This is a genomic window from Chryseobacterium sp. GVT01B, assembly GCF_019970045.1.
GTDB lineage: Bacteria > Bacteroidota > Bacteroidia > Flavobacteriales > Weeksellaceae > Chryseobacterium.
Genome location: NZ_JAHXYI010000005.1, coordinates 447,630 through 473,451 on the forward strand (window position 1 = coordinate 447,630; position 25,822 = coordinate 473,451).

The following is a 25,822-nucleotide window of genomic DNA, read 5'->3' on the forward strand; positions in this document are numbered from 1 at the left end:
AAATGAAAATACTGATTATTAATGCCAGTGTAAGAAATGAAAGATCTTATAGCAGAAAACTGACCCAGCACTTCGTTGAAAACTGGAAAACAAAATATCCTCTTGATACTTTTACCTACAGGGAAGCAGGAACTGACACTATTCCCAATATTGATGAATCCTGGATCGCGGGAGCATTCAAAAAACCGGCAGACAAAACTGAGGAAAACCAAAAACCTTTACAGCTCAGTGATGAACTGATCAAAGAACTCAGGGAACATGATGTATATGTAATCGGAACTCCTATGTATAACTGGTCTATTCCGTCCGGATTGAAAGCTTATATTGACCAGGTAATGCGGATTAATGAAACCTGGAAATTCAGATCCGGAGTGCCGGATGGTGATTACGTGGGACTTCTTGAAAACAAAAAGCTCTTTATTCTCTCAACCCGTGGTGATACCGGATATGGAGAAAATGAAAAGAACGGACACGTCAATTTTCAAACGACTTACCTGAAACATATCTTCGGGATTATGGGCGTAAATGATGTTACCATTCATTCCTTAGATAATGAAGAATTTGGCGGTGAAGTCTTTGAAAATTCTAAAAATAAAATCTTCAAAGCTATTCATTCTATTCAATAAATCATAAATTTCATTCAGGGCATCAGCTGAAACTTTCCTCGTGCTGAGAAAGATCAAGCCCTTTATTTTCAGATTCTTCAGAAACTCTTAATGTAATTATGGAATCTGTAAGTTTATATAAAATCAATGAACCGAAAAACGTAAAAACAGAAACCAAAACCAATGCAGCCATATGATGAAGAAAAACCTCTAATCCTCCATGCAGTAAGCTTGCTTTTTCACCATGAGCAAAAATAGCAGTCAGAATCATTCCCATAATTCCTCCTACTCCATGACAGGCAAAAACATCCAGCGTATCATCTATTTTCTTTAAAGGCTTCCAATTAACCATTATATTAGAAACTATTGCTGTGATAAACCCGATAAAAAGGCTTTCCTGAATGCTCACAAAACCACATCCGGGAGTAATTGCAACAAGCCCCACAACAGCTCCGATACAGGCACCCAAAGCAGAAACGCTTCTCCCATTGATTCTATCAAAAAAAATCCAGGTCATCATTGCTGAAGCAGAAGCTATGGTAGTCGTTCCAAAAGCTGTAGCCGCAGATGCAGATGCACTCAATGCAGATCCTGCATTGAAACCGAACCATCCAAACCACAACATTCCTGTTCCCAGCAATACATACGGAATATTGGAAGGCTCATGATGCGGATTCTTTCGGTTTCCTACTACCAAAGCTCCGGCAAGTGCAGCAAAACCGGCACTCATATGTACAACTGTTCCACCTGCGAAGTCTTTTACCCCAAAATATTTGTTTAAAAGCCCATCAGGATGCCATACCATATGACAAAGCGGTGTATAAATAAAGATGCTGAAAAGGACAATGAATAGTAAATAAGAAATAAAACGAACCCTTTCCGCAAAAGATCCGGTAATAATTGCAGGGGTAATAACCGCAAATTTCATTTGAAATAAAGCAAAAAGAATAAAAGGAATAGTGGGTGCCATCATTTTATTGGGCAGATTCCCTACTTGGCTAAAAAAAGGGTAACTGAGCGGATTTCCGATAATTCCGTAGTGTTTTCCAGCAATGGTAATTCCCAAAGATTCACCAAAAGACAGAGAAAAACCTACGACTACCCAGACCATAGAGATCACTCCTAAGGCAATAAAACTCTGTAACATGGTAGAAATCACATTTTTTCTGCCAACCATTCCTCCGTAAAAGAAAGACAGTCCGGGCGTCATCAATAGAACAAGCCCAGCTGCAGCCAGAATCCAGGCAACATCCGCACCTACAATTTTATCTTCGCTTAAAAATTCTCCGGTATCAGGAATATCAGCAGTCGGATTCCAGAATAAACCACCAATTGCAACGAGTGCAATTACTGAGAATGAGACGATCCATTTTAATCCTATTTTCATAAAATTCATATTTAACCCTATCAAATTTAAATATAAATTCTATAAAAATCACATTTTTTAAAACAAACACCCCGTAAAAAACTATTTAATCAATAATGTTTTTATTTTTCACAAAACACTTCATTCAATATTTTTGAAACTTCTTTGGATTTTGTAGCTGGAAAAAGATGGGTTCCTCCTTTTATTATATAATCCGGTTTGGAATAACGAATTGGAAAAACAATATCTTTATCACCTAGGATCTGAATAACATTAGGATTTTCTTCAAACTTCCATTCGGAAACTTTTTCTACAGACCATTTCAGGTAATAAGGATCTCTTACTTTAAAATATTGAAGAAGTTTAGGGTTTTTAGGATCAAAAAGCTTTCGGATAACAGCATATACATTGGCTGCCTTGTCATTGAATAAACCTACAGGTAATATTCTCGGAATTTTGGTCACCTCACCCGTCCTGATAAATTTTGACTTTTCTTTGTCAGATTTTATACTTCCCAGAATGACTACTTTCTCCGCGGGTTTCAATAAATTAATTTCCTGCACGATAATTCCTCCGAAAGAATATCCCAACAGACAGAACGGCTCAGAGTCATCTACCTTATCAGCCATCCTTTTAACATAAGCATCAAAAGGCTCATTTTTTTCAGGGATGAGCCAATCTATAAAAATCAATTCATAGTGTTTGGGAAACTCTATTCTTTCAAGGACCTTAAAGTCTGCTCCCAGACCGCTGACGATATAAATTTTCATACTACGAATTTATAAAAAATACAGGGAACAGTAAATGATTAAGCCAAATCTTTGATGTAACAAAAGCATAAAAAATGAGCAGCTCCGGTGAACTGCTCATTTTTATATTGATCGTATAGTAATCTTATTTTTTCTTCTTTGGAACTCTGTTCTCGTTATCCAGCATTTCTGTGGTAACTTTGAACTGGATGTCCATTTCGTTCTTAATGAAATAATCTTTCAATGAAGACTGATAGAATACTTTAAAGTCTCTTCTGTTCAGAGAGAACTTCGCAGATTCAATAGAGGTTGTAAACTGAGTAACATATACATTCGCAGGGAAAGAAATTGTTTTTCTCACTCCTTTAAGGGTAAGGTCTCCGTATACTGTAGAATTGTATTCACTGTTTGCTAAAGGAATAATTTTAGTCAAATGGAATTTAGCGATAGGGAATTTCTTCACTTCAAAGAAGTTCGAGCTTTTCAGATCGTTGGTAAGCTTGATCTGATCTTCATCAGAAACATCTCCTGCCATCATACTTCTCATATCTATGATAAACTCTCCATCTACCAGGACCGTATGGTCAAAGTTAAATTTTCCACTTTTCAGTTTTACTGTTCCTGAGTGGGATGTTTCTTCAGTTTTTACCACTTTATACCCCCACCATCTGATCTCTGATGAAGTCACTTTTGAAACCTTATCAAATTTCTTTTGGGCAGAAACAAATGACATGCTTGCGCACACCATAGCAAACAATAGTAATCTTTTCATTCTTTTTTATTTACAATTCAACAAAAATAAAAAAAAGTGTAGAACTTCTACACTTTTAATAATCTTTTTTTGATTAATTTATTGAGCAGTTACTTTTACAAGCATTTCAATATCATCTTTCACAAAAACATCCTGCATTGTAGACTTGTAAGCTACATCAAATTTCTGTCTGTCGAAAGAGAATTTGTTAGATACTAAGCTTACTACTCCTTTGCTGTAAGAAATCTTAGCAGGGAAAGTAATTGGGCTTGTTTTTCCTTTTACGGTAAGGTTTCCAGTTACAAGAGAACTGTAGATTTTATCGCTGTTTTTCTTGATTCCAGTGATTTTAAAGCTTGCTGTAGGGAATTTTTCAACTTCAAAGAAGTCACCATTCTTAAGGTGTCCGTTTAATTTTTGCTGATATTCTCCTGTAAGGTCAGTTGAGCTGATTGAAGTCATATCCAACACGAAGCTTCCACCTACCAATTGGTTTCCTTTCATGATCATGTCTCCGGACTTTACTTTTACAGTACCGTCGTGAGAGCTCGCCTCAGATTTTGCTACTTTGTATCCCCACCAGTGTACATCAGACGCTACTACTTTTTTTGACTGTCCAAATGCTAAACCACCAGCTAAAACTGCTAATAAAAATATTTTTTTCATTGAATAGAGTTGTTTACTTATTTAACGATACAAAGGTAATATCTTATTCAATAGATTTCATTGATGTACATCAATAAAATTTATTATTTTCATGAATAATATCATCCCATAAAAAAACTCCGAATTTCTTCGGAGCCCTGTTTTATACCTGATAGTAAGCTGTATAAAGCGCTATACCATTTAATGCTGTATGATTTTGCTTGACCAGATAGATGGGAGTGTTTTTAAGCATCTCCTCCATTTTATCACTGATCTTGAATTTCTCATAGAATTTCGCCTTATCAATATATTCAGCGATCATCTGTGGAATATCTCCGGCAATCAGCAATCCTCCGGTAGCTTTCAATTTTAATGTTAGGTTGTTAGCTTCTCTTGCCAGAAACTCAAGGAAGGTATCTAAAGCGATTCTGCAGATCAATACGTTCTCCTCGATTGCCGATTTATAAAGTTCTTCCACAAAATTTCCCTGTGCAAGGCGCTCTCCCAACCATTCCGGTTCAGGATGTCTTTTCACATCTCTTAAAAATCTATAGATATTGAATAACCCCGACTTGGAAAGTACATTTTCCCAGCTTACAATACCATAAATATTGTTTAGGAACTGATAAAATTCAACTTCTACATTGGTTCTTGGCGAAAATTCTGAATGCCCTCCTTCTGTAGCGAAAGGTCTCAGGTATTTTCCGTCAAAGAAATATCCGGCTTCACCCAATCCGTTTCCGGGAGCAAGAACCGCTACATTTCCTTTTTCAAGATGTCCGCTTGTATAGATAGCTTCAAGATCGTTATCTTCAAGAAGAGCCATTCCGTAGGCAGAAGCCTCAAGGTCGTTCAGCATGTCTACTTTTTCGAACCCGAAATCACGGGCATATTCTTCAACATCTAAATTCCAGCCCAATCTTGCAGGACTGCTTTTTCCGTCAAGTACAGGGCCTGGCACTGCCATTCCAAGACGTTTTATATTTTGCAATTGGTTATCCTGAATAAACTTCTTTAAAATATCTGAAAAAGAAGCGTATTCTTTGGTTGCATATTTATTTTGTACTTTTATCTCAAGACCTCCGTTCCCGGAAACGAAATAGCCTAAGATCGTTACATCTTCACGGAGACTTGCCCCTATGATAGAAACATTATCATTATTACTGTTCTCTACTCCTGGTAAATAAAGTGGAAATTTTGGATTCAGAATCATAACCTCAAATTTTACCAAATATAATAATAGTTTTTGTAAATCCTGCACAGAACAAAAAAACCTTTCCACTTTCGTGAAAAGGTTTTGGTTAATAATTGTTTATATATTAAATCTAACTACTTTCCTAATGGAATATTGTAACCGAATCCTACACCGATATTCCCCACATTATAGTCCTGACCTGGCAAATCTCCTTTTGTTCCTACAAAAACCTTTTGGTATTGTACGAAGAAATTCCAGTCTCTGTTGTGGTAACCGATCTCCGGTTTAAGGTAGAAACCTCCGCTTGCTCTTTCCACATTAGTGTTGGATGCAACCGTTTTATCACCTACTAAGAAACCATATCCTAAGTCTGTTCCGAAATAGAAACCGGTTTGTTTTGGGTAAATTCTGATTAAAGCAGCTACAGGAACTACTCCTACATCATTATTTTTATATCCGTTGTTCTCTTTTCCGAAATAGTGAGTATATCCTGTTGCAATACCTAATCCGAATCCTGGTGTAATAAGATTTTGGTAAGCTACATCTACTCCTACTGCGGCAGAAAGGTTGTCTGAGGGAACTGCTAAACCAACATTTGCGCCTACTTTGATCATATTATTCATCTGAGAACTTTGGGCACTTGCGATACCTGCTGTTAAAATACCAGCCAGTACTATTGCTTGTTTAAACATTTTCATAACTCTAATTTTTAAATTTTACTAAACAAGAGGATGTAAAAATCATGCCAAGCGAGGGTTTTTCTTTGATTTTAACACCGTAAAAAATCATAAAACAATGAATATCAATATATTATTTTTAACAAAATTTAAATATTTGTTTAACAAAATTTATCAAAAAACTGATATCAAAAAGTGAATTAAGGAAAAAAGAAGGAAGCAAGAAGATGAAGGCTGGAAGAATATCCTGCTATATAACAGCTCACGTTTGTTATGATTAAAGTTGAGGAAAATTTCTCCTTACATGCACACCATAACTCCCGGCTTCATTCTTCCAGCTTCCAGCCTAAAAAATAATATTAACAACCTTTAACCCGTTATTATTTTAACCTTTTTCTTCAAAGCATATCAAAAAAATAAATTCCTCATGGCAGCTGATTCATTATTAAAAAACAAGCATCTTCTCTGGCGGGCAGGTTTTGGTATTGGTATTCATCAAATTGATGATTTGAAAAATAAAAGCATTAAAACCTTAATGGCTGAATTATTAAAAGAGGATAATTTCAACGAAGTAACGTATGACACGCCTGATCTCGATTCAGCAACAGATTACATGAACAGTACAGCTTCGGCAGAAAAGAAAAAAGAAATGCAGCGGCTCAACAGGGAGCAAAACAATGAACTGAATCTCAATTTTCTGAATACAATTGTAAACAGCAAGGAACAGATGAGAGAAAAGATGGCCTTTTTCTGGCATGGGCATTTTGCATCAAGAGTACAAAATCCAAGGTTCAATAAACAGCTTTTGAATACGATCAGAAAAAATGCACTGGGAAATTTCAAAGATCTTCTTTTTGAAGTGAGTCAGTCACCAGCCATGCTTAATTTTCTGAATAACCAACAGAATAAAAAGGATCACCCTAATGAAAATTTCGCCCGTGAGGTTATGGAACTGTTTACCATGGGCAGAGGCAATTATACCGAAAAAGATGTAAGAGAAGGCGCCAGAGCCTTTACGGGATGGAGTTATGATAAAGAAGGAAATTTCAGGGAAAGAAAAAATCTCCACGATGAAGGCTCAAAGACTTTTTTAGGTAAAACAGGCAACTTTAATGGAAATGATGTACTCAATATCATTTTGGAACAGAAAGCAACGGCACAGTTTATTACAACGAAAATTTATAAGTTCTTCGTGAATGAAAAAGTAGATCAGGATATTGTCAATACACTCAGTACAAACTTCTACAATTCCGGATATGACATCAAAAAGCTAATGACTGAAATATTTTCAAGCACCTGGTTTTATGATCAGAAAAATATTGGTAACCGGATAAAATCTCCTGTAGAACTGATGGCTGGTATGATGCGGATACTTCCCATGCATATTCAGAACCCTGAAAATCTTATCGTTTATCAGAAATTATTGGGACAAATGCTGCTTTATCCGCCGAATGTAGCAGGATGGCCGAATGGAAAATCATGGATAGACAGCTCTACCCTGATGGTAAGGCTACAGATTCCACAGATCTGGTCCGGGCTTCGTCCTTTGGAATACAGTCCCCGACAGGATGATGATATCGATATGGGAATGAAATCCCGGGAAACAGCTTTTAACAAGAGTTTTAAAAACCCGAATATCACCATCGACTGGGAGCGTATTGAAAAAATCTTCGCCCATAAAAACTGTGAAGATTATCTTCTTCAGAATACTCAAAGCCTCGATATGAACTCTGTAAGAAATTTTTCTGATAAGAGTATCAAAATGAATGTTATCAACCTGATGTCTACCCCGGAATACCAGTTGAGCTAGGTAGGGGTTTCAGGTTGCAGGCAGCAGATAATAGTGAATTACCGTTTCGCTTTACAACTTTTTATTTACTATTTAATTCCATAAAAGTTTTATAAAAACAAATAATAGTAAAAATATAGACTAGTCCTCCAACCCGCAACCTACCATCTGCCACCTTACCCTAAAAACAAAATTATGCTAATCAAAAGAAGAGAATTCCTCAAAATAAGTTCACTGGCTACAGCCTCAATGCTTATGCCTAATTTCTTAAAAGCGATGACACTGGATGAAGCTCTGAATCCCAATCAGAACATTCTGGTAGTTCTTCAATTTACTGGGGGAAATGACGGTTTAAATACCATTATTCCAGCTAAAAATGATATTTATTTCAGAGAAAGGAAGACGCTGGCTATTCAGGATTCAATACCCCTGACTGATGAAGCGGGAATTAACCCGTCTCTCTCCTATTTTAAGGAACTTTTTGATAACGGAGAGCTTTCTGTGATGAATAATGTAGGCTATCCCAATCCCGACAAATCTCATTTCAGAAGTATGGATATCTGGCAGTCGGCAAGCAGAAGTGATCAGTTTCTGGAAACAGGCTGGCTGGGACGTTTTCTGGATGAAGAATGTTATCGTTGCGATCACCCGACTCAGGCGCTGGAAGTAGATGATATGCTAAGTTTAGCTTTAAAAGGAGAAAACAATAAAGCTTTTGCCTTTAAAGATCCTAAAAGGCTCTATCAAACCAGTCAGGAAAAGTATTTTAAATCTCTCTACGACCATCATCACGATGATGAAACGGTCTCTTATCTTTATCAGACATTAGGCTCTACGATTAATAATGCAGATTATATCTTTGAAAAAAGTAAAGCCAAAAAGACGGAACAGGTTTATCCTAATTCTCAGTTGGGAAAGGACTTTAAGACTGTAGCTTCTTTAATAAAATCTGATATCAATACACAGGTTTATTATCTTTCGATCGGAAGTTTTGATACCCATGTCAATCAGAATGACAGACAGAAAAAATTATTCAATGACATTAATGAAGCTGTAAAATCATTTGTTACTGATATGAAAAGCAACGGGCTCTTCAATAATATCCTACTAATGACCTTCTCAGAATTCGGACGCCGCGTGGCCCAGAATGCCAGCAATGGAACGGATCACGGAACAGCCAACCAGATGTTTTTTATCAGCGGAAACCTTAAAAAGAAAGGTCTGTTGAATGCACTTCCTGATCTGCAAAATCTGAATGAAGGCGATTTAATCTACAAAGAAGATTTCAGAAAAGTATATGCAACAATTCTTAAAAACTGGCTTAAAGCGGATTCATCCAAAGTTTTGGGATGGAAGGATGGTATTTATGATTTTGTATAGGGAAACCTAAAAAGCAACAAAAGTTTTTTTTAAAGAAAACAATGCATTATAAGCATGTTTAGATTCCTACGGAATGACACAATTGTAATAACGGTCTTATCCACACAGTTTGTCATTCCGTAGGAATCCAGCCTACTTTGACCCAAAATTACAATCCTGAACAATACCTCAACCGAAGAGCTAAAAATTCCCCTCCTCTGGAGGGGTGGCAAAAATTCAAAGAATTTTTGACGGGATGGTCTTAGCCATCCTCATCAACAAAAAAGAGACTGTACCTAGTTATGACAGTCTCTTTTCAATAATTTTAAATTTTAACTACTTTTACGTTTAAGCCGTAATCTGCTTTGGCTTTTCATTCTGATCATCTTTTTTATCAAGTTTCTCAGATATTTTTTTTACAATATATTCTATCGCTATGGGTGCCAGGATTGCAATTAATGCTTTAAATATTCTTGATTTCATAAACTTAATTTTGTGTGTTTAAATAATGCAATTTCCAAGCCAAGATAAAAATAACCAGGAAGTTTAATTCTCATCAGGAACAATAAGACTTTGATAGTTTTTACGACCAGCATTGAACTTTTCTTCCATTTTCACTCTCAATTTACGGGGTTTATGAACAATCAGACTGTCCCCAAACCCAAGCAGCAATCTTTCTAATTCAAAATTGATCTGAACACATATTTTAAATAAGGTTCCATCCTCATCTTCCCTGATGATCTCCTGACTTTTGTGAAGTGGTTTGGTCTTCACATAAGGAGCATTTCCTGAATCTACCCAGAAGATTACATTCCTTGGGTCCATTGACTCTGAAACTGTAACTCCTACAATATCTTTGAAGTATTCGTCTCCATCCAGATCTTTATCAATATACGGAAGACTTTCAACTGTTTCAATACTTTCCATCCTATCAAGGGCCAGATTGTACATTTTCTGTTTATAAAGACAGATCAGAAACCAACGGTTGTTGAATTCCTTCAATAGCTGCGGGTGTACAGTAAATATATTGGATTCTCTTGCCGTAAAGCTTTTGTAAAGAATCTTCAGTACTTTTTTATTTGCGATACTTTCGTAAAGAATATCAATATGTTCCAATCCTTTCAGCTGTTCATTTTTATCCAGGTGAATAATTGATTTCTGATTGGTTGCATGAATTGAGTCTTCCAGTTTCTGAATAACTCCATTCATCTCTTTGAACATGGAAAAGTCCTTAAACTGTTTTAAAATCTGGACTGCATTGTTCATGGCCTTCAGGTCACTTTCATTCACAGAGATGTTATGAATACTGTATTCCGGATCACTGTAACGGTAATATTTTCTTTCGTATACTTCAATAGGAGCTTCATACCCGAATTTTTCACTCCGCATATTCTGAAGATCAAGCTGAACTGTTCGTTTACTTACATAAGATTCTTTTCCTTCAAATTCGAATAATGCTTCCGAACATTCGTCAATGAGATCTTCCAGCGTATATTTCCTGTATTTATTTTTAAGACACTTATCTAATGTTTTATATCGGATCAGAGCGTTTTTATTGGATGACATACCTTAGTGTTTAATGATTGGTGTTGTTAAATAAGCTGTTCACTTATTCATTTTTGCTCTTTTCTAAAAGTTATTTTTCCTTTAAAGCATTTTCGTCAAAAGTAATTCCCTCCCAACCGAATTTGATAAAGTTTCGGATATTCTGGTGATCATCTCCCTCCGGATTTTTCAAAACATCATCTCTATAAAATTCTCCAAAAAGCCAAAGTGTCTCTTCTTTCGTCAGATCCTGCATACTCGCGAAGCTGAATACTTTACACGAACCATTGTTCTGCCCTGCCTGATTGGTAGTATCTCCGTTTTGAAAAGCTGTAGGAGTAAAATCATAATGTTCATCAATGTAAGTGATAACATCACCAAACTGAATAGTTTCCGGGAAATGTTTTAATTGTTCTAATAGTACCATAAACCTTGTTTTTTAATTATATATTATTGACGAATCTACAAACCTGTTTTTTTCGACTTGATAAAACTTTTGTAAAAATAATTAAAATTTCTTTATCTACGCAAAACTATTGCGCAATAATAATATTACTTTGCATCATCAAAATGAAACAAAATGGAATTTAATGGAAATCATTTAATCGAATTAGGATATAGACCAGCAAAATGGTTTAAAGATGCTATTAGCTATATCAATGAGAATAGCCTGAATGAACATCAGATTGCAGAATATCTGGCACAGTTCAATCAGCCGGACCTTATTCCGCTTCATGAAACGGCTAAAGATTTTGTGATCAACATCCGTGCAGAACACGAAAGTGAAAATGATAATGTGGAAAAAGTAATCAAAACCATGAAAGTGCTGATGAAAACTCCTACACTCGTAGGTGGTGCTATAATGCCTGATGCCTGCCCTACAGGTCCTGAAGGTCAGATTCCGGTAGGAGGTGTGGTCATTGCGAAGAATGCCATTCACCCGGGATTCCATAGCGCTGATATTTGTTGTTCTGTGATGCTGACGGATTTTGGAAAAACCAATCCTAAAGAGGTTCTGGATGCTGCACATTCTGTAACACACTTCGGATATGGAGGAAGACCAAGAGGTGAACAGATGCCCATGTCTCAGGAACTGATGGATGCTTTCAGAGAAAATGAATTCTTAAATGATGAAAAACTGATCAGCATTGCCCGTTCTCATATGGGAACTCAGGGAGACGGAAACCATTTCCTGTTTGTAGGAATTTCCAAAAATACCGGAAATACAATGATGGTAACACATCACGGATCCAGAGCACCGGGAGCGGCTTTATATGATAAAGGAATGAAAACGGCCAACCGTTTCAGACAGGAAATCTCTCCTGAAACATTGAGAGAAAATGCATGGATTCCTTATGATACTGAAGAAGGTAAATCTTATTGGGAAGCACTTCAGCTGATCAGACAATGGACAAAAGAAAACCATACTTCCCTTCATGATACAGTTTTGAATAAGCTGGAAATAGAAAAGGAAAACAGATATTGGAATGAGCATAACTTCGTTTTCAAAGATGGAGATCTGTTCTACCATGCAAAAGGGGCAACTCCGTTGGATGATAAATTCATGCCTGATATCACGGGACCAAGACTGATTCCGTTGAATATGGCAGAACCTGTATTGATTGTGCAGGGAAAAACGAATGAAAGAAACATAGGCTTTGCACCACATGGAGCCGGAAGAAACTTTAGCAGAAGCCAGCATAAGAGATCTTTAGCTCATAAAACAACTGAAGAAATTTTCAATGAGGAAACAGAAGGATTAGATATCCGTTTCTACTCTAATGAGATTGATATTTCTGAACTTCCGAGTGCTTATAAAAGTGCTAAGAACGTAAGAGCGCAGATTGAAGAATATGGACTTTGCGAAGTTCTGGATGAAGTGATGCCTTACGGTTGTATCATGGCGGGAGACGTGCAGAAGAATGCTCCATGGAAGAAAAAGAAGAAATTCAGAAAAGCATAATTTTTAATTTAATATAAACCTTACAGGTTTTCAAAAACTAATAACCAGCCTTGCAGGTATAAAAGCCTGTAAGGTTCATGAAAACTTTTTATAACGGCAGGAGCAGTAGCTCAGATGGTAGAGCAACAAAATTACTTTTCGCTGCAGGCAACTAAAGTTCCTATAAATCGCCAAGATTGTGGGTCACAGGTTCGAGTCCTGTCTGCTCCTCAATACAATGAAAATGTTTACATTAACCTATTCATTTTCATTAGTTAAAAAAATTAAGGCAAAGAAAGTTCCTATAATTCAGAATTACTTTCCGCCTTTTTACAAATTATAAGGCAAAGGGAGTTCCTATATTTTTTTGGATAAATTACTCCCCGCTTTTTATAAACTATAGGTAAAAGGAGTTCCTATACCCTTCACTTTTAATGAATCTACTCCTCACTTATTTTTTAAATTAAAACAATGAAAACACTACAATTATTCAATGCGGTATTGTCCAAAGAATCAAATGCAGAGCCATTTATTTCTAATGACGGCTTTGTTATTGAACCGAATGCAGTTTGGGCAAAAAATGAGATCATCTCTTATTACGCAAAAGAAAAACTGAATGGAAATGATTTGAATAAAACTTTCCATAAATCCTGGGAGAAAATAAAAAACACTTCCAGAACTGAATTGTTTTTTGAACAGATCAGACACTATATTTCAACCTATGGAAGTAATTTTCAAAATGAAATTTACATTCCTAAAGAAATATTGAATGTTCCTGATACAAAATTGATTTTTAAAGTCATTAAAGCTTGTACAGTAGAAGAAATGCAGGAAAAATGTCTTTCTCTTCTGAAGTCAGGAATTGCTTTAAAAGAAGAAACCATTGATGATTTGCTGCATATTCTGCATACGGAACTGGAATATGATTTCACAGGAAAAGAAAACATCAGAAATAAAGAAGCCATTATCAAAATAGCCGATTTGTACGACATCTATCCTGAAAATCCTGTTGAGTTTTTCCGTTATGTCATTTATAAAACGACCCATACAACGCTTTTAATCAAAAACGATGAATTGATTGGTTTAATTAAGCAAAGTAATTTTAACCCAACCTATTTGTTTGAAAGCTTTGGAATGGAAAAAATGGCAGAAATTTTCAACAGATTCAAACCATTATTCCTTGCTTATAAAAACAGAGCTCCGAAAGTAATTAATAAAATTTCAAAGCTGTCTAAAGCCTACCATAAGCCATTAATTTCAAACCCATTGAATGATGCTACAAATACATTATTGGAAAACAGTGATTGGCATTGGCTGGAAAATGCGACACCGTTTGCATTATTTAAAGCATTGTCAGCTTGTTACTCAAGAATGTACGGTCAGGATACTTTTGTCTATAGAGTCAGAAACGGAAAATCATGGACTAAAAAAGGTAAAGAAACTTACGTGAATCAATTCAACTATGATTTTATTTTAGATTTTCTGAAACTGAAATATGAAAACCTTTCCGGAAAGAAATTCTATTTCCCTGAGAATGTAGAATTTGCATTGCCAACTTCTGAAAAAATGTTTGTTGGAAATATTCCTACCGGAACCCGTTTTTATGCTGATAGACTGGCAGTAGGTATTTATTGGGAAAATCAATGGGGAGCCAATGACCTTGACCTTTCAGGATTGAATATCGCTGGAAAAATAGGCTGGAATGCGGCTTATAATCACGGTGATGGACAATTGATGTACTCCGGAGATATGACATCTGCTCCCAACGGTGCTGTCGAATATCTTTATGCCAATAAAGGACATTGTGCACCAACACTTGTCATGAACAACGTTTTCAGCGGAGATGCCAATTGTGGATATAAAGTCGTGATCGGAAAAGGAGATAACATTTCTTACGATTATATGATGAATCCGAACAATCTATTTGCTGAAGCGAAATGTAATTCTGTTCAGAAGCAAATGATTCTGGGAATGCTGGTAACAAAAAACGAAAAGCAATGTTTCGTACTATTGAATTTCGGAGCCGGACATTCTCATGTTTCTGGAAATAGTGAAGTTTCAATGATGGCTACAAGCGCATTGTATCAGCAATGGTACGAAGCGATGTCTTTCAATGAGCTTGTAAAAGAGCTTGGCGCAGAGATTACCACAGAAAAGTCCGAGGCTGACTTTGATTTTTCACTGGAAAGCCTGGAAAAAGATAGTTTTATCAGGATTTTTAAATAAATCCATTACGCCATCTGATTTTTTCACGTGGCGTTTTAACCGTTAACTCGCCTCATAAAACAGCCTCATTAACACGTACATTACCGTTTTTAAATAATGATATTATTTTTTATATATTTGCCAACTTTAAAATTTACAAAAACTAATAATCTAAAAAAAACAAACACTTATGAAAAGAAATTTATTCGTGAAAAATTTTTTATTTTTCTTCTTATTCCTTGTGGCCGCTTCTTGTGGATCTGACGGTGGCAGGGATGATGATAATGGCACAAACAACAATGCTAGTACCTCTCCAAAAGTAGTAACCGGTAAACCTTCTTTCAGCAATGCACAATTCAAATTTGCAGGCACGGTAACCTCTTCCGGATCGGGATATTCAAGACGCGGATTCTGCTGGGCAAAGAATATCAATCCTACCATCAGCAATTCAAAACTGATTGAAGAGTATACTAATACAACAGGAGATTATCAGCTTACAGCAACTTACAGTACTGATTTTGAAAAGTCGACAACCTATTATGTAAGGGCATATATAGCAGCTAATAATGGGGATATTATTTATGGAGATAACGTAACATTCGTTACGCCTGCAAAGATGGATATTACTTTCAAAATGGCTAAGGCAATATATACAACATCAGCTACTTTAAGTACTGATGATATTTCGGTAAATTATCTTGAAGCCTTCTATCCTGATGAAAAAGGATTCTGCTACAGAACGAGTACCGGAGTAAATATATCGAATGGCCAAATCATCAAAATATCAAATCCTAATAATTATTCAGCATACGAACTGGAAGCTACGGCATTACTTCCGAACACTACTTATTACGTGAGATCTTATGTAAAAGAAGGTGCACAGGTATATTATTCGGACGAAAAAACATTTAAAACAGCGGGTGCTATTGGTGCTTCAGGGGGATATGTTTTTTATGATAAGGGAGAGTTTACGGACGGCTGGAGATATTTGGAAGCTGCACCTGCTAACCTTACTTATAACGGATCTGATAAAATCAAATGGGGATGTTCATTTAATATCATTAATCAGACTCAGGCTGTAATGGGATCAGGGCCTGCCAATACAACAAGAATTATTTCTCAATGTTCAGATGCCAATTGTGCTGCCAGATTATGTGCTAATTATACTGTAAATGGTGTTGGTAACTGGTTTTTACCATCTGAAGAAGAATTAATGGCATTCTATAAAAGCTCTAAGAATGTTTACAACATTGCATCAAACCCATGGAATGATGTATCTCAAAAGTATTATTGGAGCTCTACCGAAATACCGGGTGGTAATACAGCAAGAATTCTGGATGGATATGCTGGTTATATGTGGGAATATAATAAAGATTACAACATGGTAAGGGTAAGACCCTTCAGAAGATTTTAAAATATTTTACAATAGAAAAACCGCTATTCTTAGCGGTTTTTCTATTGTAATGAGAATGTCAAATGACTCTATATGTTCATTTTTTTAACAGAAAAGATTCCTTTATCCAAATTAACAATCACTTTTTTTCCGTAATCAATCTGAACAATAAACATATTCTCCAGCGGAAACTGAAGCACTGCCTGAAGCATTAAACGAATGACTCCAGCATGGGTAATGATGAGAACCTTATCTACATCGTTTTTCTGAATGAGTTCATTCCAAAAGCTGAAAACACGGGCCTGCATTTCAACGAGATTTTCTCCGCCAGCAGCATTGATATTGATAAAATCGTTGTACCACGGATTGATTTCCTCTTCAGGAATATCAATCCATTTTTTCATTTCCCAGTTCCCGAAATTCATTTCGCGGAGTCTTTCATCTGTTTGATAATCCAATTTAAAATAATCGGCCAGAAGACAGCATCGTTTAGAAGGACTTGAGACAACGATATCATAATCATCATCTATCTCTAATCTATTAAAATCTTCAGGATAATCTTTTCTTAAAGGCATTTCAGCAAAACCATAACACAAGTTCTCCGGATTTTCTACAGCAGTATGACGGATTAAATGAATTTCCATGCGATCATTGTTCCTAAGTAAAATAAAACTTCACAAACCTGCTGTACAGATCCCAGACAGTCACCTGTATAACCGCCAATATGCTTTTTAAAATACCATCCCATATATATTTTACCTAAATAGGCCAGCGCAAAAGCGAAAATCAACCGCCAGTCCGGAATCAGGGCAAAAGCAATTAAAACACTGATGAATCCTACCAGCAAAGCCATTCCATCCAAAGGTTTATTGGCCAAAGGTTTTGATTTGCTGACATCAATATCGGTAACATATTGGTGAGTATAAATCATTGTTCCCGAAATAAACCGGCTTACTGTATGCGCTAAAACAATGATGGCGAGAACTTTTACCGGTGCTATTATTCCCAAAGCCTGAATGCTGTAAAATTTCAAGGCAAACAACAGGATAATTCCAATCGTTCCATACGCTCCTACCCGGCTGTCTTTCATAATGATCAGAATTTTTTCCTTTCCATATCCGCCTCCGAAACTGTCGCACATATCTGTGAAACCATCTTCATGAAACGCTCCGGTAAGTAAAACACTGGAGATCATCATTAAAACAATTCCTATTTCCAAATTAAAAAGTATTGTGGAAAAATACAGAACCAGCGCATTGATGAATCCTATCACTAATCCAACCCAGGCAAAATACTTTTGGGATTTATTCATAATCTCACTGGAATATGGAATGGTAAACGGAACTGGAATTCTTGTGAAAAACATTAATGCTGTTGCAAAGTAGATCAATTCATTTTTTATGGCTTTCATTTAATCTTTATTTGATACCTGCGCTCCCTCAAAACTCGACATTTCATTCAGGAAATTAACGGCACTTTGAATAATCGGATAGGCCAATGCACAGCCTGTTCCCTCCCCAAGACGCAGATTCAGATTGAGAATAGCCTGTTCTCTCATTAATCCCAACAATTGAGGATGGGCATTTTCATTGCTTACATGACAGAAAATACAGTTGTTCAGAATTTCAGGATTCTTTTTCCAGACTGTGGCTACCGCTACTGTTGCAATAAATCCGTCTACCATAATCAGCATATTATGATGATAAGCTTCTTCGATGGCACCAATTATTTGTACGATTTCTAATCCTCCGAAGGTTTGTGCAATTTCATCTTCAGTCATTTCAGACGGATATTTATCTATCGCTTGTGTTAAAATACCGATCTTATTCTGTAATTGATGGTCATTCAATCCTGTTCCACGTCCGATGCAATTGGTAATCGGAATGTCAAAAAGCTTGCTCATCATCAATGAAGAAGCGGAGGTATTCCCGATTCCCATTTCACCAAAACCAATGATATTACAGCCTTTTCCTGCAATTTCAGACACCACAGACTTCCCATTTTTAAGGGCCTGATAATATTCTTCTGAAGTCATTGCCGGTTCTTCCAGAATATTACGGCTGGACTTTCTGACTTTCTTGTGAATCAGATTCAAGTCTGGAGGAAAATCAAAATTCACTCCGGCATCTACCACTTTAATTTTAATTCCATTCTGTCTGCAAAAAACATTGATGGCCGCTCCTCCACCCAGGAAATTCATCACCATCTGATAGGTTACCTCCTGTGGATAAGCACTTACACCCGCTGTAGCAATTCCATGGTCAGCTGCAAAAACTACCATATGAGGATTCAATAGCTGTGGTGAAGTGGTTTTCTGAACCATTCCTATTTTATGGGCAAGATGTTCCAGATGTCCTAATGCACCTAAAGGTTTTGTCTTAAAATCAATTTTATGCTGTAATTCTGATGATAACATGGATGTGAATGTAGTTATGTTAAATGGAAAAATGCAATATTAGTAAAATAGAGAGTATTTTGTATCGTTTGTCTGTAGTTTTTATAAGATGGAAGCTGGGAGCTGGAAGTAAGAAGAAGAAATTTCCCACACCATTCTCAAACTCTCACCCCGCACTCGAATCCCGTAACTCAAAATTCTCCAACTCAAAATCCTACGCAAGAACATTGCGCACTACTCTTTTTACTTTGTAACATAAATAAAAAACAATGACACCAAAAATACTTGAAAAAATAAAAGAAGTTGAAGCAACACGGGACGTAAAAGTTCTTCTTGCGGTAGAATCAGGGAGCAGAGCGTGGGGTTTTGCGTCTCCTGACAGTGATTATGACATACGTTTTATATACCGTCATGAAAAAGACTGGTATCTTTCTCCCTGGGATAAGGATGAAACGATAGAATTTATGACAGAAGATGATCTGGACTGTTCCGGCTGGGATTTGAGAAAGACCTTTCATCTTTTACTGAAGTCGAATGCGCCCTTACTGAGCTGGTTCTACTCTCCTATCGTCTATAAAGCAGATGAAAAGTTTGTGGAACTGTTCAGACCTTTGGCAGATGCCTGTTTTTCTCCGGTAGCGGTTTCTTATCATTATTTAAGCATGAGCAAAAAATATCTGGAAGCCTGCAGAAGTGATGAAGTAAAATTAAAAAGTTACTTTTATTGCTTACGAACAACATTAACCGGAAAATGGATCATAGAAAAAAGAACAGTTCCTCCTGTGTTATTTAGTGATCTGCTTGTTTTAACAGATGATGCAACCAGACGAAAAATAGAAGATCTTGTCGCCTTAAAAGCAACCAAGGGAGAATCTTATTACCACCCGAACGATTGGGAATTGTTTGATTTTCTTGAGAAAACAATCGCTAAGAATGAGGAAAAAGCAAAAGACTTGTCAGGAGGAAAGGTAGATAAGGCTGAGATGGAGAGGGTTTTTAGGGAGATATTAAAACTTTAAAGAAAGATAACATGAAAATATTCAACTTTTTCAAAAAAAAGTATATTCAACCCCTTCAAAAGGAGATTGAAAAATTGATTCCCAAAGAGAAAGAAAAAATACATGAATTTATTGAAAGATGTCAATTTTTAAAGGAAGAAATGGGAATTGAGGTCCCTTTGTCAGTGATTGAAACTTTCAAAAGGTATGATCTTCCTAAACACAATTATTTTTATAGTATTTTTTGGAATGTTGATGATGATAGTTTTATTATTTTCTATACGGAAGCTTTTATTGAATTAGTTGTTACCCGTTACAAAGAGATTCACGGAAAGGATGCAGATTTGGCTACATTGTTACAGCAGCTTGATGATGCAGTTTATGAATTCCGCATAAAAGAAGATTGTTTTGACAGAACAAATCCTTCTTTTGATTTTATCAACAACTGTTATGAAGAGTTCAAAAAGTCTGGAGAAGAACTTACTATCACCATGGATCTGGGAAATTATGACAATCTCGTTCTCAATAAAGAAGAAAAAGGCAATGTGGGATATAATTTATCATCTTATAAAACAGCTGCAGGAATAAAATATAAACTTCTTACACAATTCAGACCTTTACGGGAAGTTATCAAAGAAACTTTAGACAGTCAGCAAAACCATTATTAATCTTATTAAATAAAACCAAATGAAAAATATAATCGCGCTCTCCCCCATGTATACGGAGGACAGCAACAATTTGAAAAAAGCATCACTCAACTCATCTTATGTACTGAGCCGTTTTAATGCAAAATGGAACGTTCCTGAAGAATTTCAAGCGGATGTAATAGCAGTATATGGTGAGGATATTTACGCAGAAATTGTTTCCGAACAGTGCGATCTTACATTACTTAAACCTGCTGACGACTGGTTAAATCATATCGATGAGTCATTTACTCAACGTAAAATTTCCTATGGTCAACTAAAAGATTTTATTAAAGAAGAAAATATTTTTATTAAATGTTCTGATTTTAAAACTTTTAAGGCAGGCGTTTATCAAAAAGTAAATGATATTAAAGGCTTTGATTCTTTGGACCAGAACATCACTGTTTTCACTTCTGAAGTGGTAGAATGGGAACTTGAAGTGAGATGTTTTGTTTTAAATAATAAAATTAAAACTCATTCATCCTATTGGAGAAACAATGTTTTTGACACCAATATGCTTTCGGAAAAAGAACAGAAAGATATGTTTAGCTTTTTTGAATCTTTTATCCAAAAGAACTCTTCTACACTGCCCACTGCCATCGTGCTGGATTTCGGTATTATAAAAGGAAAAGGCTGGGCCTTGATTGAAGCTAACCCTGCATGGTGTTCCGGATTATATGCCTGTGATACGGAAAAAGCTTTGGAAGTAATTGTGAATAGTTGTATCAAAAATTAAGATTATGGAAATGAATATTTTCATTGGGATTCCTGCAAGTGGAAAAAGTTCCTTTTACAAGGAGCTTTTTTTCAATTCACATATCAGAATCAGCATGGATTTACTGAATACACGAAACAAAGAAGGAAAATTACTCCAGTATTGCTTCGAAACACAATCAAAGATGGTCATTGATAATACGAATGTAACTAAAGAAAGCCGTAAAAAATACATTGAATTTGCTCAACAAAATAAATATGAAGTTATTGGATATTATTTTGAAAGCAACATTCAGGATTGTATAGAACGAAATAAAAACAGAAAAGATTCCATTAACGAAATCGGAATAAAGTCAAAATACAAAGAACTGGAAAAACCTTTATTTGAAGAAGGTTTTGATAAAATATTCAGGGTAAAAATTGTGGATCACAAATTTGAAATCAACGATTATGAAATTTGAAGAAATTGAAGCTTTAATGCGAAGAAATGAAAGTCTTTCGGAACAGTATGTTCTCCCGGAGAATTTTATTGTTGTGAGATTAGACGGAAGAGGATTTACAAAACTCACCAAAGAGAAACTATCGCTTGAAAAGCCATTTGACAAGAAGTTCAGCGAGGTGATGTTAGATGCGACAAAGCATCTTTTTAACATTGGATTTAAGGTCATCTACGGTTATACTCAAAGTGATGAAATTTCTCTGTTGATTCATAAAGATGATAATACTTTCAGCAGAAAAATAAGAAAAATCAATTCTGTACTGGCAGGGGAAGTGAGCGCTTTTTTCAGTCTGCAGTTTCAGGAAATCTGTGTTTTTGACTGCCGGACAATTGCTATCCCTAATCACGAAATGCTGCTGGATTATTTTTGCTGGAGACAGGAAGATTCTCACAGAAACTCTCTTTCTGCTTATTGTTACTGGACGTTGAGAAAAAATGAATTTAATGCAAAGCAGGCTACGGAAAAAATTGAAACGTTATCTATGGCTGATAAAAACGAATTACTTTTCCAATATGGTATTAATTACAATACTCTTCCCCTATGGCAAAAACGCGGTATAGGAATTTGGAATAAAGAAGTGAAAAAGCAAAGTTTCAATCCTGTTACTAAAGAACCTGTTGTTTATTTGAGAAACGAACTGTTTGTTGAAAAAGAATTGATGATTCGTGATGAATATAGAGTCTTTTTAAAAGAAATTTTTGATACATTTTAATTTTTGAATTTCACTTAATACACCACAATTATTCAAAAAACACTATAAAAATCATGACCATCCAAGACCTAAAAAATAAAAACCTTCTCCTCTTCGAAGCCATTTCCGGAAGCAGGGCTTTTGGGCTGGCAACGGAGAATTCTGATACGGATATCCGTGGGGTGTATTATCTGCCTAAGAAAGATTTCTTTGGTCTGAATTACATTCCGCAGATCTCCAATGAGACGAATGACATTACGTATTACGAAATCGGGAGGTTTGTAGAACTGCTGCAGAAAAACAATCCTAATATTCTTGAAATTCTGGCAAGTCCGGAGGATTGTATTCAATATAAACATCCGTTGATGGATCTGCTGAAAACCGAAGATTTCCTGTCAAAACTCTGTAAAGATACTTTTGCAGGTTATGCTGTTTCTCAGATTAAGAAGGCAAAAGGTCTTAACAAAAAGATTGTAAATCCTATTGATAAAGAAAGAAAATCTATCCTGGATTTCTGTTTTATCCTTGATGGACAGGGTTCTGTACCGTTGAAAAAATGGCTTCTCGAATTCCCTTCCTCTGGAGAAGTGTCCGAAGGAAGAGGTGGTTCACAGGAAAAATGCGGATTAATCAACATTGACCATACAAAAGGAATGTATGCTTTATTTTATGATGAATCGGGAACATTGGGATATAAAGGTGTTATGCAGAATGAAGAGGCCAATCAGGTTTCTGTGTCGTCCATTCCTAAAGATGAAAAACCAGTCGCTTACCTGTTCTGTAACCTTGATGCCTACTCTGTTTACTGCAAAGACTACAGAGAATACTGGAAGTGGGTGGCTGAGCGTAATGAAGACCGCTATAATGTCAATCAGACTCACGGGCAAAATTACGACAGCAAAAACATGATGCACACTATCAGACTCCTGCAGTCCTGTGAGCAGATTTTTAAAACCAGTTCACTGACTATCCGTGTAGAAAACCGGGACGATCTATTAGATATTAAAGCTGGCAACCAATCTTATGAAAGCGTAATGCAAAAGGCAGAAAATCTTATACAGTCAATAGAAAAACATTATTCAACATCCAGTCTTACTGACGGGCCGGATCTGGAAAAAACAACAAAAATCTTAATTCAGATCAGAGAAAAACTGTATCATAATGATGAATTATAAATGATGAGTGATGAATGTGGGGTTGGTAAACTTCATCACTCCCACTCTCCCACTCTCTTACTCTCTTACTCTCTTACTCTCTTACTCTCAGCCTCAGTAACCCGAAACTCGTACCCCGCACCCAACTCCCACTCACTTCTTAGAAGCTTTTACCATCGGATTATAATCCAAACAAATTCTGATCCAGTATTCAAAATCAGCTGCTTTTTGAAAACCAATGGGTTCAACATAACAATATCCATTTAACTGCTTCCCTTTCATAATCATCGGCAGAAAACCTTTTTTCTCTGAAACCTCATCTTCCATTTCGGGATCATAACGGCACATCAGGTTGTCGTGACTGATGTTGATACACATTTTCCCGTTCACCAGAAAAGACATTCCGCTGAACATTTTCTTCTCTTCAACTTAAATATTTTCTATGATTGAAAGCCGTTCACGTACCCGGTCGGCAAGTTCAGTACTGTAAGCCATGATTTCTATTTTTTATTATTTAAAATTAATTAAAAACAGTGATTATCACAATGTTTTCAGCACTTTACTCTCAGATTCCACATAAGACAAAATAAAATTTTATTTAAATTAATTATTGTTTTACGATAATTAATTATACATTTGCAATATCAATTACTCTTCGTACCATGAACCAGACCAAAATTATTTCAAAAATTTTATTTTATATCTGTTCTGTATTGTCGGCCGGATATTTAATCACTTTTGTGTATTCCTTATTCTGCCTGATCAGCGGATTTGCGGTTACACCTTATAAAGAGGGAAAGTTCCTCCACATCAATTATCCTTTTACAGAACAGCCATTTCTGAATATCGAAAACAATTACTCCTATATAGTTTTTTCATTTCTGTCTGTACTCATCACTTATGGAATCTTTTTCTGGTTATCTGCCAGGGTTTTCAAAGTATTTTTCCAGCAGAAACTGTTTACTCAGGAAAACATTATTCAGCTTAAGAAATTTTACCTGTACAATATTTTTATCCCGCTTCCACTGGTGATGATCGCGAGTTTCTTTGTGGAAGTAGAAAGTATGATATGGGGACTGGTGTTTATTCACTTTATGCTTGGAATTTTCTGCCTGTTTCTTGCGAATATCTTTAAGCAAGGACTACATTTGCAAAACGAACAAGACCTATTTATTTAAAATGCCAATTATAGTCAACTTAGATGTGATGCTTGCCAAACGAAAAATGCAGAGTAAAGAATTGGCAGAAAAACTGGGTATCACGCCCGTAAACCTCTCTATCCTGAAAACCGGCAAAGCCAAAGGTGTCCGCTTCGATACCCTTGAAGCCATCTGTAAAATACTGGAATGCCAGCCGGGAGATATTCTTGAATTTAAAGAGTAGACGAGTTGCGGGATTCGGGATACGAGTTACGTATTGGAGAGTTTGAGAGTTTGAGGGTAGGTGTGTAAAAATTCCACTTCTAAATTTTCTAACCTTTAACTTCCAGCTAATAACTCCAAACCCTAAACTTTAAACCCTAAACTTTAAACTTTAAAACCTAAACTAGCTGCCGAAAGGCCGCCTGTCCTTCTATTCCCCAAACACAACGTTATGAACACATTATCAATCAACAACCTTAGTCTTACCTACAAAAATGGTTTTCAAGCCATTAAGAACATTTCTCTCGATATCAAAAACGGAATGTTCGGACTGCTTGGCCCCAACGGAGCCGGAAAGTCTTCTCTGATGAAAACCATTGTCGGGCTTCAGAAACCAACATCGGGAACGCTGCTTTTTAATGAGGTAGATATTATCAAAAATCCCGATTATATCAAACAGAATCTTGGGTTTCTACCTCAGGATTTTGGAGTGTATCCAAAAGTATCTGCTTATGATCTATTGGAACATATAGCCATATTAAAAGGGATTACCTACAAAAATAATCGTAAAAGTCAAATTCTGGGTCTTCTTGAAAAGGTCAATCTTTCTGATTTTGCTAAAAAAGAAGTACACACCTTTTCCGGAGGAATGAAACAGCGTTTCGGCGTAGCTCAGGCATTATTGGGAGATCCGAAAATTATTATTGTGGATGAGCCCACTGCAGGATTGGATCCTGAAGAACGTAACCGATTTAATACATTGCTTAATGATATCAGCCAGGATGTGATCGTCATTCTATCCACTCATCTCGTTGAGGACGTCAGAAACCTTTGCTCAGAAATGGCAGTGATGAATCACGGACAGATCCTCAGAAAAGGAAATCCGGGAAAATTAATCGCAGAGCTGGAAAATAAAATCTGGTCAAAACCGATTGACAAAACCGAACTGGAAACCTATGGTTCCAGCTATGAAATCATCAGCAGACAGCTTCTTGAAAGAGCACATCACATTACTGTATTTTCTGAAGAATCTCCAAAAGATTTCAGTTCCGTAACTCCTTTACTGGAACACGTTTATTTCCATACGCTCACTCAAAAACCTTAA

General features: G+C 36.2%; 27 protein-coding genes, 1 tRNA gene and 1 pseudogene. 16 read left to right on the forward strand and 13 right to left on the reverse strand.

Going from position 1 to position 25,822, the window contains the following annotated elements:
• Positions 1–2: 2 nt before the first annotated feature.
• The gene (locus LC457_RS14365) at positions 3–626 is read left to right on the forward strand and encodes an FMN-dependent NADH-azoreductase (RefSeq protein WP_223600483.1); all 624 of its coding nucleotides are present in this window, start codon (positions 3–5) and stop codon (positions 624–626) included.
• Between the two features lie 22 nt (positions 627–648).
• Here LC457_RS14365 and LC457_RS14370 read toward each other — a convergent pair whose 3' ends face one another.
• The 6 genes from LC457_RS14370 to LC457_RS14395 all read right to left on the reverse strand — a co-directional run bounded on the left by LC457_RS14370 (position 649) and on the right by LC457_RS14395 (position 6,009).
• Complete coding sequence (locus LC457_RS14370; RefSeq protein WP_223600484.1) at positions 649–1,992, reverse strand: ammonium transporter; 1,344 nt, start codon at positions 1,990–1,992, stop codon at positions 649–651.
• Positions 1,993–2,093: 101 nt separating this feature from the next.
• Complete coding sequence (locus LC457_RS14375) at positions 2,094–2,741, reverse strand: alpha/beta hydrolase (protein ID WP_223600485.1); 648 nt, start codon at positions 2,739–2,741, stop codon at positions 2,094–2,096.
• 124 nt (positions 2,742–2,865) lie between these two features.
• Positions 2,866–3,492 carry a YceI family protein gene (locus LC457_RS14380; protein ID WP_047423735.1) on the reverse strand — a complete coding sequence of 209 codons (627 nt, stop codon included), beginning with the start codon at positions 3,490–3,492 and terminating at the stop codon, positions 2,866–2,868.
• A gap of 78 nt (positions 3,493–3,570) precedes the next feature.
• Positions 3,571–4,137 (reverse strand): YceI family protein, encoded by a 567-nt coding sequence (locus LC457_RS14385; protein WP_223600486.1) that lies wholly within the window; start codon positions 4,135–4,137, stop codon positions 3,571–3,573.
• Between the two features lie 142 nt (positions 4,138–4,279).
• Complete coding sequence (locus LC457_RS14390) at positions 4,280–5,329, reverse strand: glucokinase (protein ID WP_223600487.1); 1,050 nt, start codon at positions 5,327–5,329, stop codon at positions 4,280–4,282.
• 116 nt (positions 5,330–5,445) lie between these two features.
• Complete coding sequence (locus LC457_RS14395) at positions 5,446–6,009, reverse strand: hypothetical protein (RefSeq protein WP_223600488.1); 564 nt, start codon at positions 6,007–6,009, stop codon at positions 5,446–5,448.
• A gap of 406 nt (positions 6,010–6,415) precedes the next feature.
• On the opposite strand from LC457_RS14395, the gene LC457_RS14400 reads away from it, so the two are divergent.
• Positions 6,416–7,798 (forward strand): DUF1800 family protein, encoded by a 1,383-nt coding sequence (locus tag LC457_RS14400; protein ID WP_223600489.1) that lies wholly within the window; start codon positions 6,416–6,418, stop codon positions 7,796–7,798.
• 174 nt (positions 7,799–7,972) lie between these two features.
• Positions 7,973–9,157, forward strand: a complete 1,185-nt coding sequence (locus tag LC457_RS14405; protein WP_223600490.1) for a DUF1501 domain-containing protein — start codon at positions 7,973–7,975, stop codon at positions 9,155–9,157.
• A gap of 327 nt (positions 9,158–9,484) precedes the next feature.
• On the opposite strand, the gene LC457_RS23400 is transcribed toward LC457_RS14405, so the two are convergent.
• The 3 genes from LC457_RS23400 to LC457_RS14415 form a co-directional block, all read right to left on the reverse strand.
• Positions 9,485–9,619, reverse strand: coding sequence for a hypothetical protein (locus LC457_RS23400; protein WP_262904078.1), 135 nt, complete (start codon positions 9,617–9,619; stop codon positions 9,485–9,487).
• Between the two features lie 63 nt (positions 9,620–9,682).
• Entirely contained in the window at positions 9,683–10,702 is a 1,020-nt protein-coding gene (locus LC457_RS14410) for a YafY family protein (protein WP_223600491.1), read from the reverse strand.
• Between the two features lie 70 nt (positions 10,703–10,772).
• Entirely contained in the window at positions 10,773–11,108 is a 336-nt protein-coding gene (locus tag LC457_RS14415; protein WP_223600492.1) for a HopJ type III effector protein, read from the reverse strand.
• 735 nt (positions 11,109–11,843) lie between these two features.
• Here LC457_RS14415 and LC457_RS23510 point away from each other — a divergent pair.
• From LC457_RS23510 to LC457_RS14435, 4 genes are all read left to right on the forward strand, one after another.
• Positions 11,844–12,644 (forward strand): RtcB family protein, encoded by an 801-nt coding sequence (locus LC457_RS23510; protein WP_374200552.1) that lies wholly within the window; start codon positions 11,844–11,846, stop codon positions 12,642–12,644.
• Between the two features lie 99 nt (positions 12,645–12,743).
• A tRNA-OTHER gene (locus tag LC457_RS14425) sits at positions 12,744–12,854 on the forward strand.
• A gap of 240 nt (positions 12,855–13,094) precedes the next feature.
• Positions 13,095–14,849 carry a hypothetical protein gene (locus LC457_RS14430; RefSeq protein WP_223600494.1) on the forward strand — a complete coding sequence of 585 codons (1,755 nt, stop codon included), beginning with the start codon at positions 13,095–13,097 and terminating at the stop codon, positions 14,847–14,849.
• 169 nt (positions 14,850–15,018) lie between these two features.
• On the forward strand, positions 15,019–16,242 hold the full coding sequence (locus LC457_RS14435; RefSeq protein WP_223600495.1) for a hypothetical protein: 1,224 nt from the start codon (positions 15,019–15,021) through the stop codon (positions 16,240–16,242).
• 68 nt (positions 16,243–16,310) lie between these two features.
• Here LC457_RS14435 and LC457_RS14440 read toward each other — a convergent pair whose 3' ends face one another.
• The 3 genes from LC457_RS14440 to cobT are packed head-to-tail and all read right to left on the reverse strand — an operon-like array spanning position 16,311 to position 18,670.
• The gene (locus LC457_RS14440) at positions 16,311–16,865 is read right to left on the reverse strand and encodes a histidine phosphatase family protein (RefSeq protein ID WP_223600496.1); all 555 of its coding nucleotides are present in this window, start codon (positions 16,863–16,865) and stop codon (positions 16,311–16,313) included.
• Positions 16,850–17,632, reverse strand: a complete 783-nt coding sequence (locus LC457_RS14445; protein WP_223600497.1) for an adenosylcobinamide-GDP ribazoletransferase — start codon at positions 17,630–17,632, stop codon at positions 16,850–16,852. The genes LC457_RS14440 and LC457_RS14445 overlap by 16 nt, the downstream gene beginning before the upstream one ends.
• Positions 17,633–18,670: a nicotinate-nucleotide--dimethylbenzimidazole phosphoribosyltransferase gene (gene cobT / locus LC457_RS14450; RefSeq protein WP_223600570.1), complete on the reverse strand. Its 1,038-nt coding sequence runs from the start codon at positions 18,668–18,670 to the stop codon at positions 17,633–17,635. It abuts the gene before it with no gap.
• Between the two features lie 215 nt (positions 18,671–18,885).
• On the opposite strand from cobT, the gene LC457_RS14455 reads away from it, so the two are divergent.
• The 6 genes from LC457_RS14455 to LC457_RS14480 are packed head-to-tail and all read left to right on the forward strand — an operon-like array spanning position 18,886 to position 23,377.
• Positions 18,886–19,635 carry a nucleotidyltransferase domain-containing protein gene (locus LC457_RS14455; protein WP_223600498.1) on the forward strand — a complete coding sequence of 250 codons (750 nt, stop codon included), beginning with the start codon at positions 18,886–18,888 and terminating at the stop codon, positions 19,633–19,635.
• Positions 19,636–19,646: 11 nt separating this feature from the next.
• Positions 19,647–20,282, forward strand: coding sequence for a hypothetical protein (locus tag LC457_RS14460; protein WP_223600499.1), 636 nt, complete (start codon positions 19,647–19,649; stop codon positions 20,280–20,282).
• A 19-nt stretch (positions 20,283–20,301) separates the two neighbouring features.
• The gene (locus LC457_RS14465; RefSeq protein WP_223600500.1) at positions 20,302–21,033 is read left to right on the forward strand and encodes an ATP-grasp domain-containing protein; all 732 of its coding nucleotides are present in this window, start codon (positions 20,302–20,304) and stop codon (positions 21,031–21,033) included.
• Between the two features lie 4 nt (positions 21,034–21,037).
• Positions 21,038–21,472, forward strand: a complete 435-nt coding sequence (locus LC457_RS14470; protein WP_223600501.1) for an AAA family ATPase — start codon at positions 21,038–21,040, stop codon at positions 21,470–21,472.
• On the forward strand, positions 21,462–22,223 hold the full coding sequence (locus LC457_RS14475; protein ID WP_223600502.1) for a tRNA(His) guanylyltransferase Thg1 family protein: 762 nt from the start codon (positions 21,462–21,464) through the stop codon (positions 22,221–22,223). The genes LC457_RS14470 and LC457_RS14475 overlap by 11 nt, the downstream gene beginning before the upstream one ends.
• A 53-nt stretch (positions 22,224–22,276) precedes the next feature.
• Positions 22,277–23,377 (forward strand): DNA polymerase beta superfamily protein, encoded by a 1,101-nt coding sequence (locus LC457_RS14480; protein ID WP_223600503.1) that lies wholly within the window; start codon positions 22,277–22,279, stop codon positions 23,375–23,377.
• 132 nt (positions 23,378–23,509) lie between these two features.
• Here LC457_RS14480 and LC457_RS14485 read toward each other — a convergent pair.
• Positions 23,510–23,773, reverse strand: a pseudogene (locus LC457_RS14485) (TfoX/Sxy family protein); the annotation flags it as partial.
• 245 nt (positions 23,774–24,018) lie between these two features.
• Between LC457_RS14485 and LC457_RS14490 the strand changes: the two are divergent.
• The 3 genes from LC457_RS14490 (at position 24,019) to LC457_RS14500 (ending at position 25,822) form a co-directional block, all read left to right on the forward strand.
• Positions 24,019–24,534 carry a DUF2975 domain-containing protein gene (locus LC457_RS14490; RefSeq protein WP_223600504.1) on the forward strand — a complete coding sequence of 172 codons (516 nt, stop codon included), beginning with the start codon at positions 24,019–24,021 and terminating at the stop codon, positions 24,532–24,534.
• A gap of 1 nt (position 24,535) precedes the next feature.
• On the forward strand, positions 24,536–24,739 hold the full coding sequence (locus LC457_RS14495) for a helix-turn-helix transcriptional regulator (RefSeq protein ID WP_002980904.1): 204 nt from the start codon (positions 24,536–24,538) through the stop codon (positions 24,737–24,739).
• Between the two features lie 210 nt (positions 24,740–24,949).
• Entirely contained in the window at positions 24,950–25,822 is an 873-nt protein-coding gene (locus tag LC457_RS14500) for an ABC transporter ATP-binding protein (protein ID WP_223600505.1), read from the forward strand.

What these genes read in the sequence shown, in the direction of transcription:
- LC457_RS14385 (WP_223600486.1), bottom strand. Translation starts at nt 4,137, where the DNA reads ATGAAAAAAATATTTTTATTAGCAGTTTTAGCTGGTGGTTTAGCATTT.
- LC457_RS14430 (WP_223600494.1), top strand. Translation starts at nt 13,095, where the DNA reads ATGAAAACACTACAATTATTCAATGCGGTATTGTCCAAAGAATCAAAT.
- LC457_RS14370 (WP_223600484.1), bottom strand. Translation starts at nt 1,992, where the DNA reads ATGAAAATAGGATTAAAATGGATCGTCTCATTCTCAGTAATTGCACTC.
- LC457_RS23510 (WP_374200552.1), top strand. Translation starts at nt 11,844, where the DNA reads ATGGGAACTCAGGGAGACGGAAACCATTTCCTGTTTGTAGGAATTTCC.
- LC457_RS14365 (WP_223600483.1), top strand. Translation starts at nt 3, where the DNA reads ATGAAAATACTGATTATTAATGCCAGTGTAAGAAATGAAAGATCTTAT.
- LC457_RS14435 (WP_223600495.1), top strand. Translation starts at nt 15,019, where the DNA reads ATGAAAAGAAATTTATTCGTGAAAAATTTTTTATTTTTCTTCTTATTC.
- LC457_RS14465 (WP_223600500.1), top strand. Translation starts at nt 20,302, where the DNA reads ATGAAAAATATAATCGCGCTCTCCCCCATGTATACGGAGGACAGCAAC.
- LC457_RS14490 (WP_223600504.1), top strand. Translation starts at nt 24,019, where the DNA reads ATGAACCAGACCAAAATTATTTCAAAAATTTTATTTTATATCTGTTCT.
- LC457_RS14475 (WP_223600502.1), top strand. Translation starts at nt 21,462, where the DNA reads ATGAAATTTGAAGAAATTGAAGCTTTAATGCGAAGAAATGAAAGTCTT.
- LC457_RS14460 (WP_223600499.1), top strand. Translation starts at nt 19,647, where the DNA reads ATGAAAATATTCAACTTTTTCAAAAAAAAGTATATTCAACCCCTTCAA.
- LC457_RS14455 (WP_223600498.1), top strand. Translation starts at nt 18,886, where the DNA reads ATGACACCAAAAATACTTGAAAAAATAAAAGAAGTTGAAGCAACACGG.
- LC457_RS14410 (WP_223600491.1), bottom strand. Translation starts at nt 10,702, where the DNA reads ATGTCATCCAATAAAAACGCTCTGATCCGATATAAAACATTAGATAAG.
- LC457_RS23400 (WP_262904078.1), bottom strand. Translation starts at nt 9,619, where the DNA reads ATGAAATCAAGAATATTTAAAGCATTAATTGCAATCCTGGCACCCATA.
- LC457_RS14390 (WP_223600487.1), bottom strand. Translation starts at nt 5,329, where the DNA reads ATGATTCTGAATCCAAAATTTCCACTTTATTTACCAGGAGTAGAGAAC.
- LC457_RS14440 (WP_223600496.1), bottom strand. Translation starts at nt 16,865, where the DNA reads ATGGAAATTCATTTAATCCGTCATACTGCTGTAGAAAATCCGGAGAAC.
- LC457_RS14495 (WP_002980904.1), top strand. Translation starts at nt 24,536, where the DNA reads ATGCCAATTATAGTCAACTTAGATGTGATGCTTGCCAAACGAAAAATG.
- LC457_RS14400 (WP_223600489.1), top strand. Translation starts at nt 6,416, where the DNA reads ATGGCAGCTGATTCATTATTAAAAAACAAGCATCTTCTCTGGCGGGCA.
- LC457_RS14380 (WP_047423735.1), bottom strand. Translation starts at nt 3,492, where the DNA reads ATGAAAAGATTACTATTGTTTGCTATGGTGTGCGCAAGCATGTCATTT.
- LC457_RS14405 (WP_223600490.1), top strand. Translation starts at nt 7,973, where the DNA reads ATGCTAATCAAAAGAAGAGAATTCCTCAAAATAAGTTCACTGGCTACA.
- LC457_RS14375 (WP_223600485.1), bottom strand. Translation starts at nt 2,741, where the DNA reads ATGAAAATTTATATCGTCAGCGGTCTGGGAGCAGACTTTAAGGTCCTT.
- LC457_RS14500 (WP_223600505.1), top strand. Translation starts at nt 24,950, where the DNA reads ATGAACACATTATCAATCAACAACCTTAGTCTTACCTACAAAAATGGT.
- LC457_RS14395 (WP_223600488.1), bottom strand. Translation starts at nt 6,009, where the DNA reads ATGAAAATGTTTAAACAAGCAATAGTACTGGCTGGTATTTTAACAGCA.
- LC457_RS14445 (WP_223600497.1), bottom strand. Translation starts at nt 17,632, where the DNA reads ATGAAAGCCATAAAAAATGAATTGATCTACTTTGCAACAGCATTAATG.
- LC457_RS14470 (WP_223600501.1), top strand. Translation starts at nt 21,038, where the DNA reads ATGGAAATGAATATTTTCATTGGGATTCCTGCAAGTGGAAAAAGTTCC.
- LC457_RS14415 (WP_223600492.1), bottom strand. Translation starts at nt 11,108, where the DNA reads ATGGTACTATTAGAACAATTAAAACATTTCCCGGAAACTATTCAGTTT.
- LC457_RS14480 (WP_223600503.1), top strand. Translation starts at nt 22,277, where the DNA reads ATGACCATCCAAGACCTAAAAAATAAAAACCTTCTCCTCTTCGAAGCC.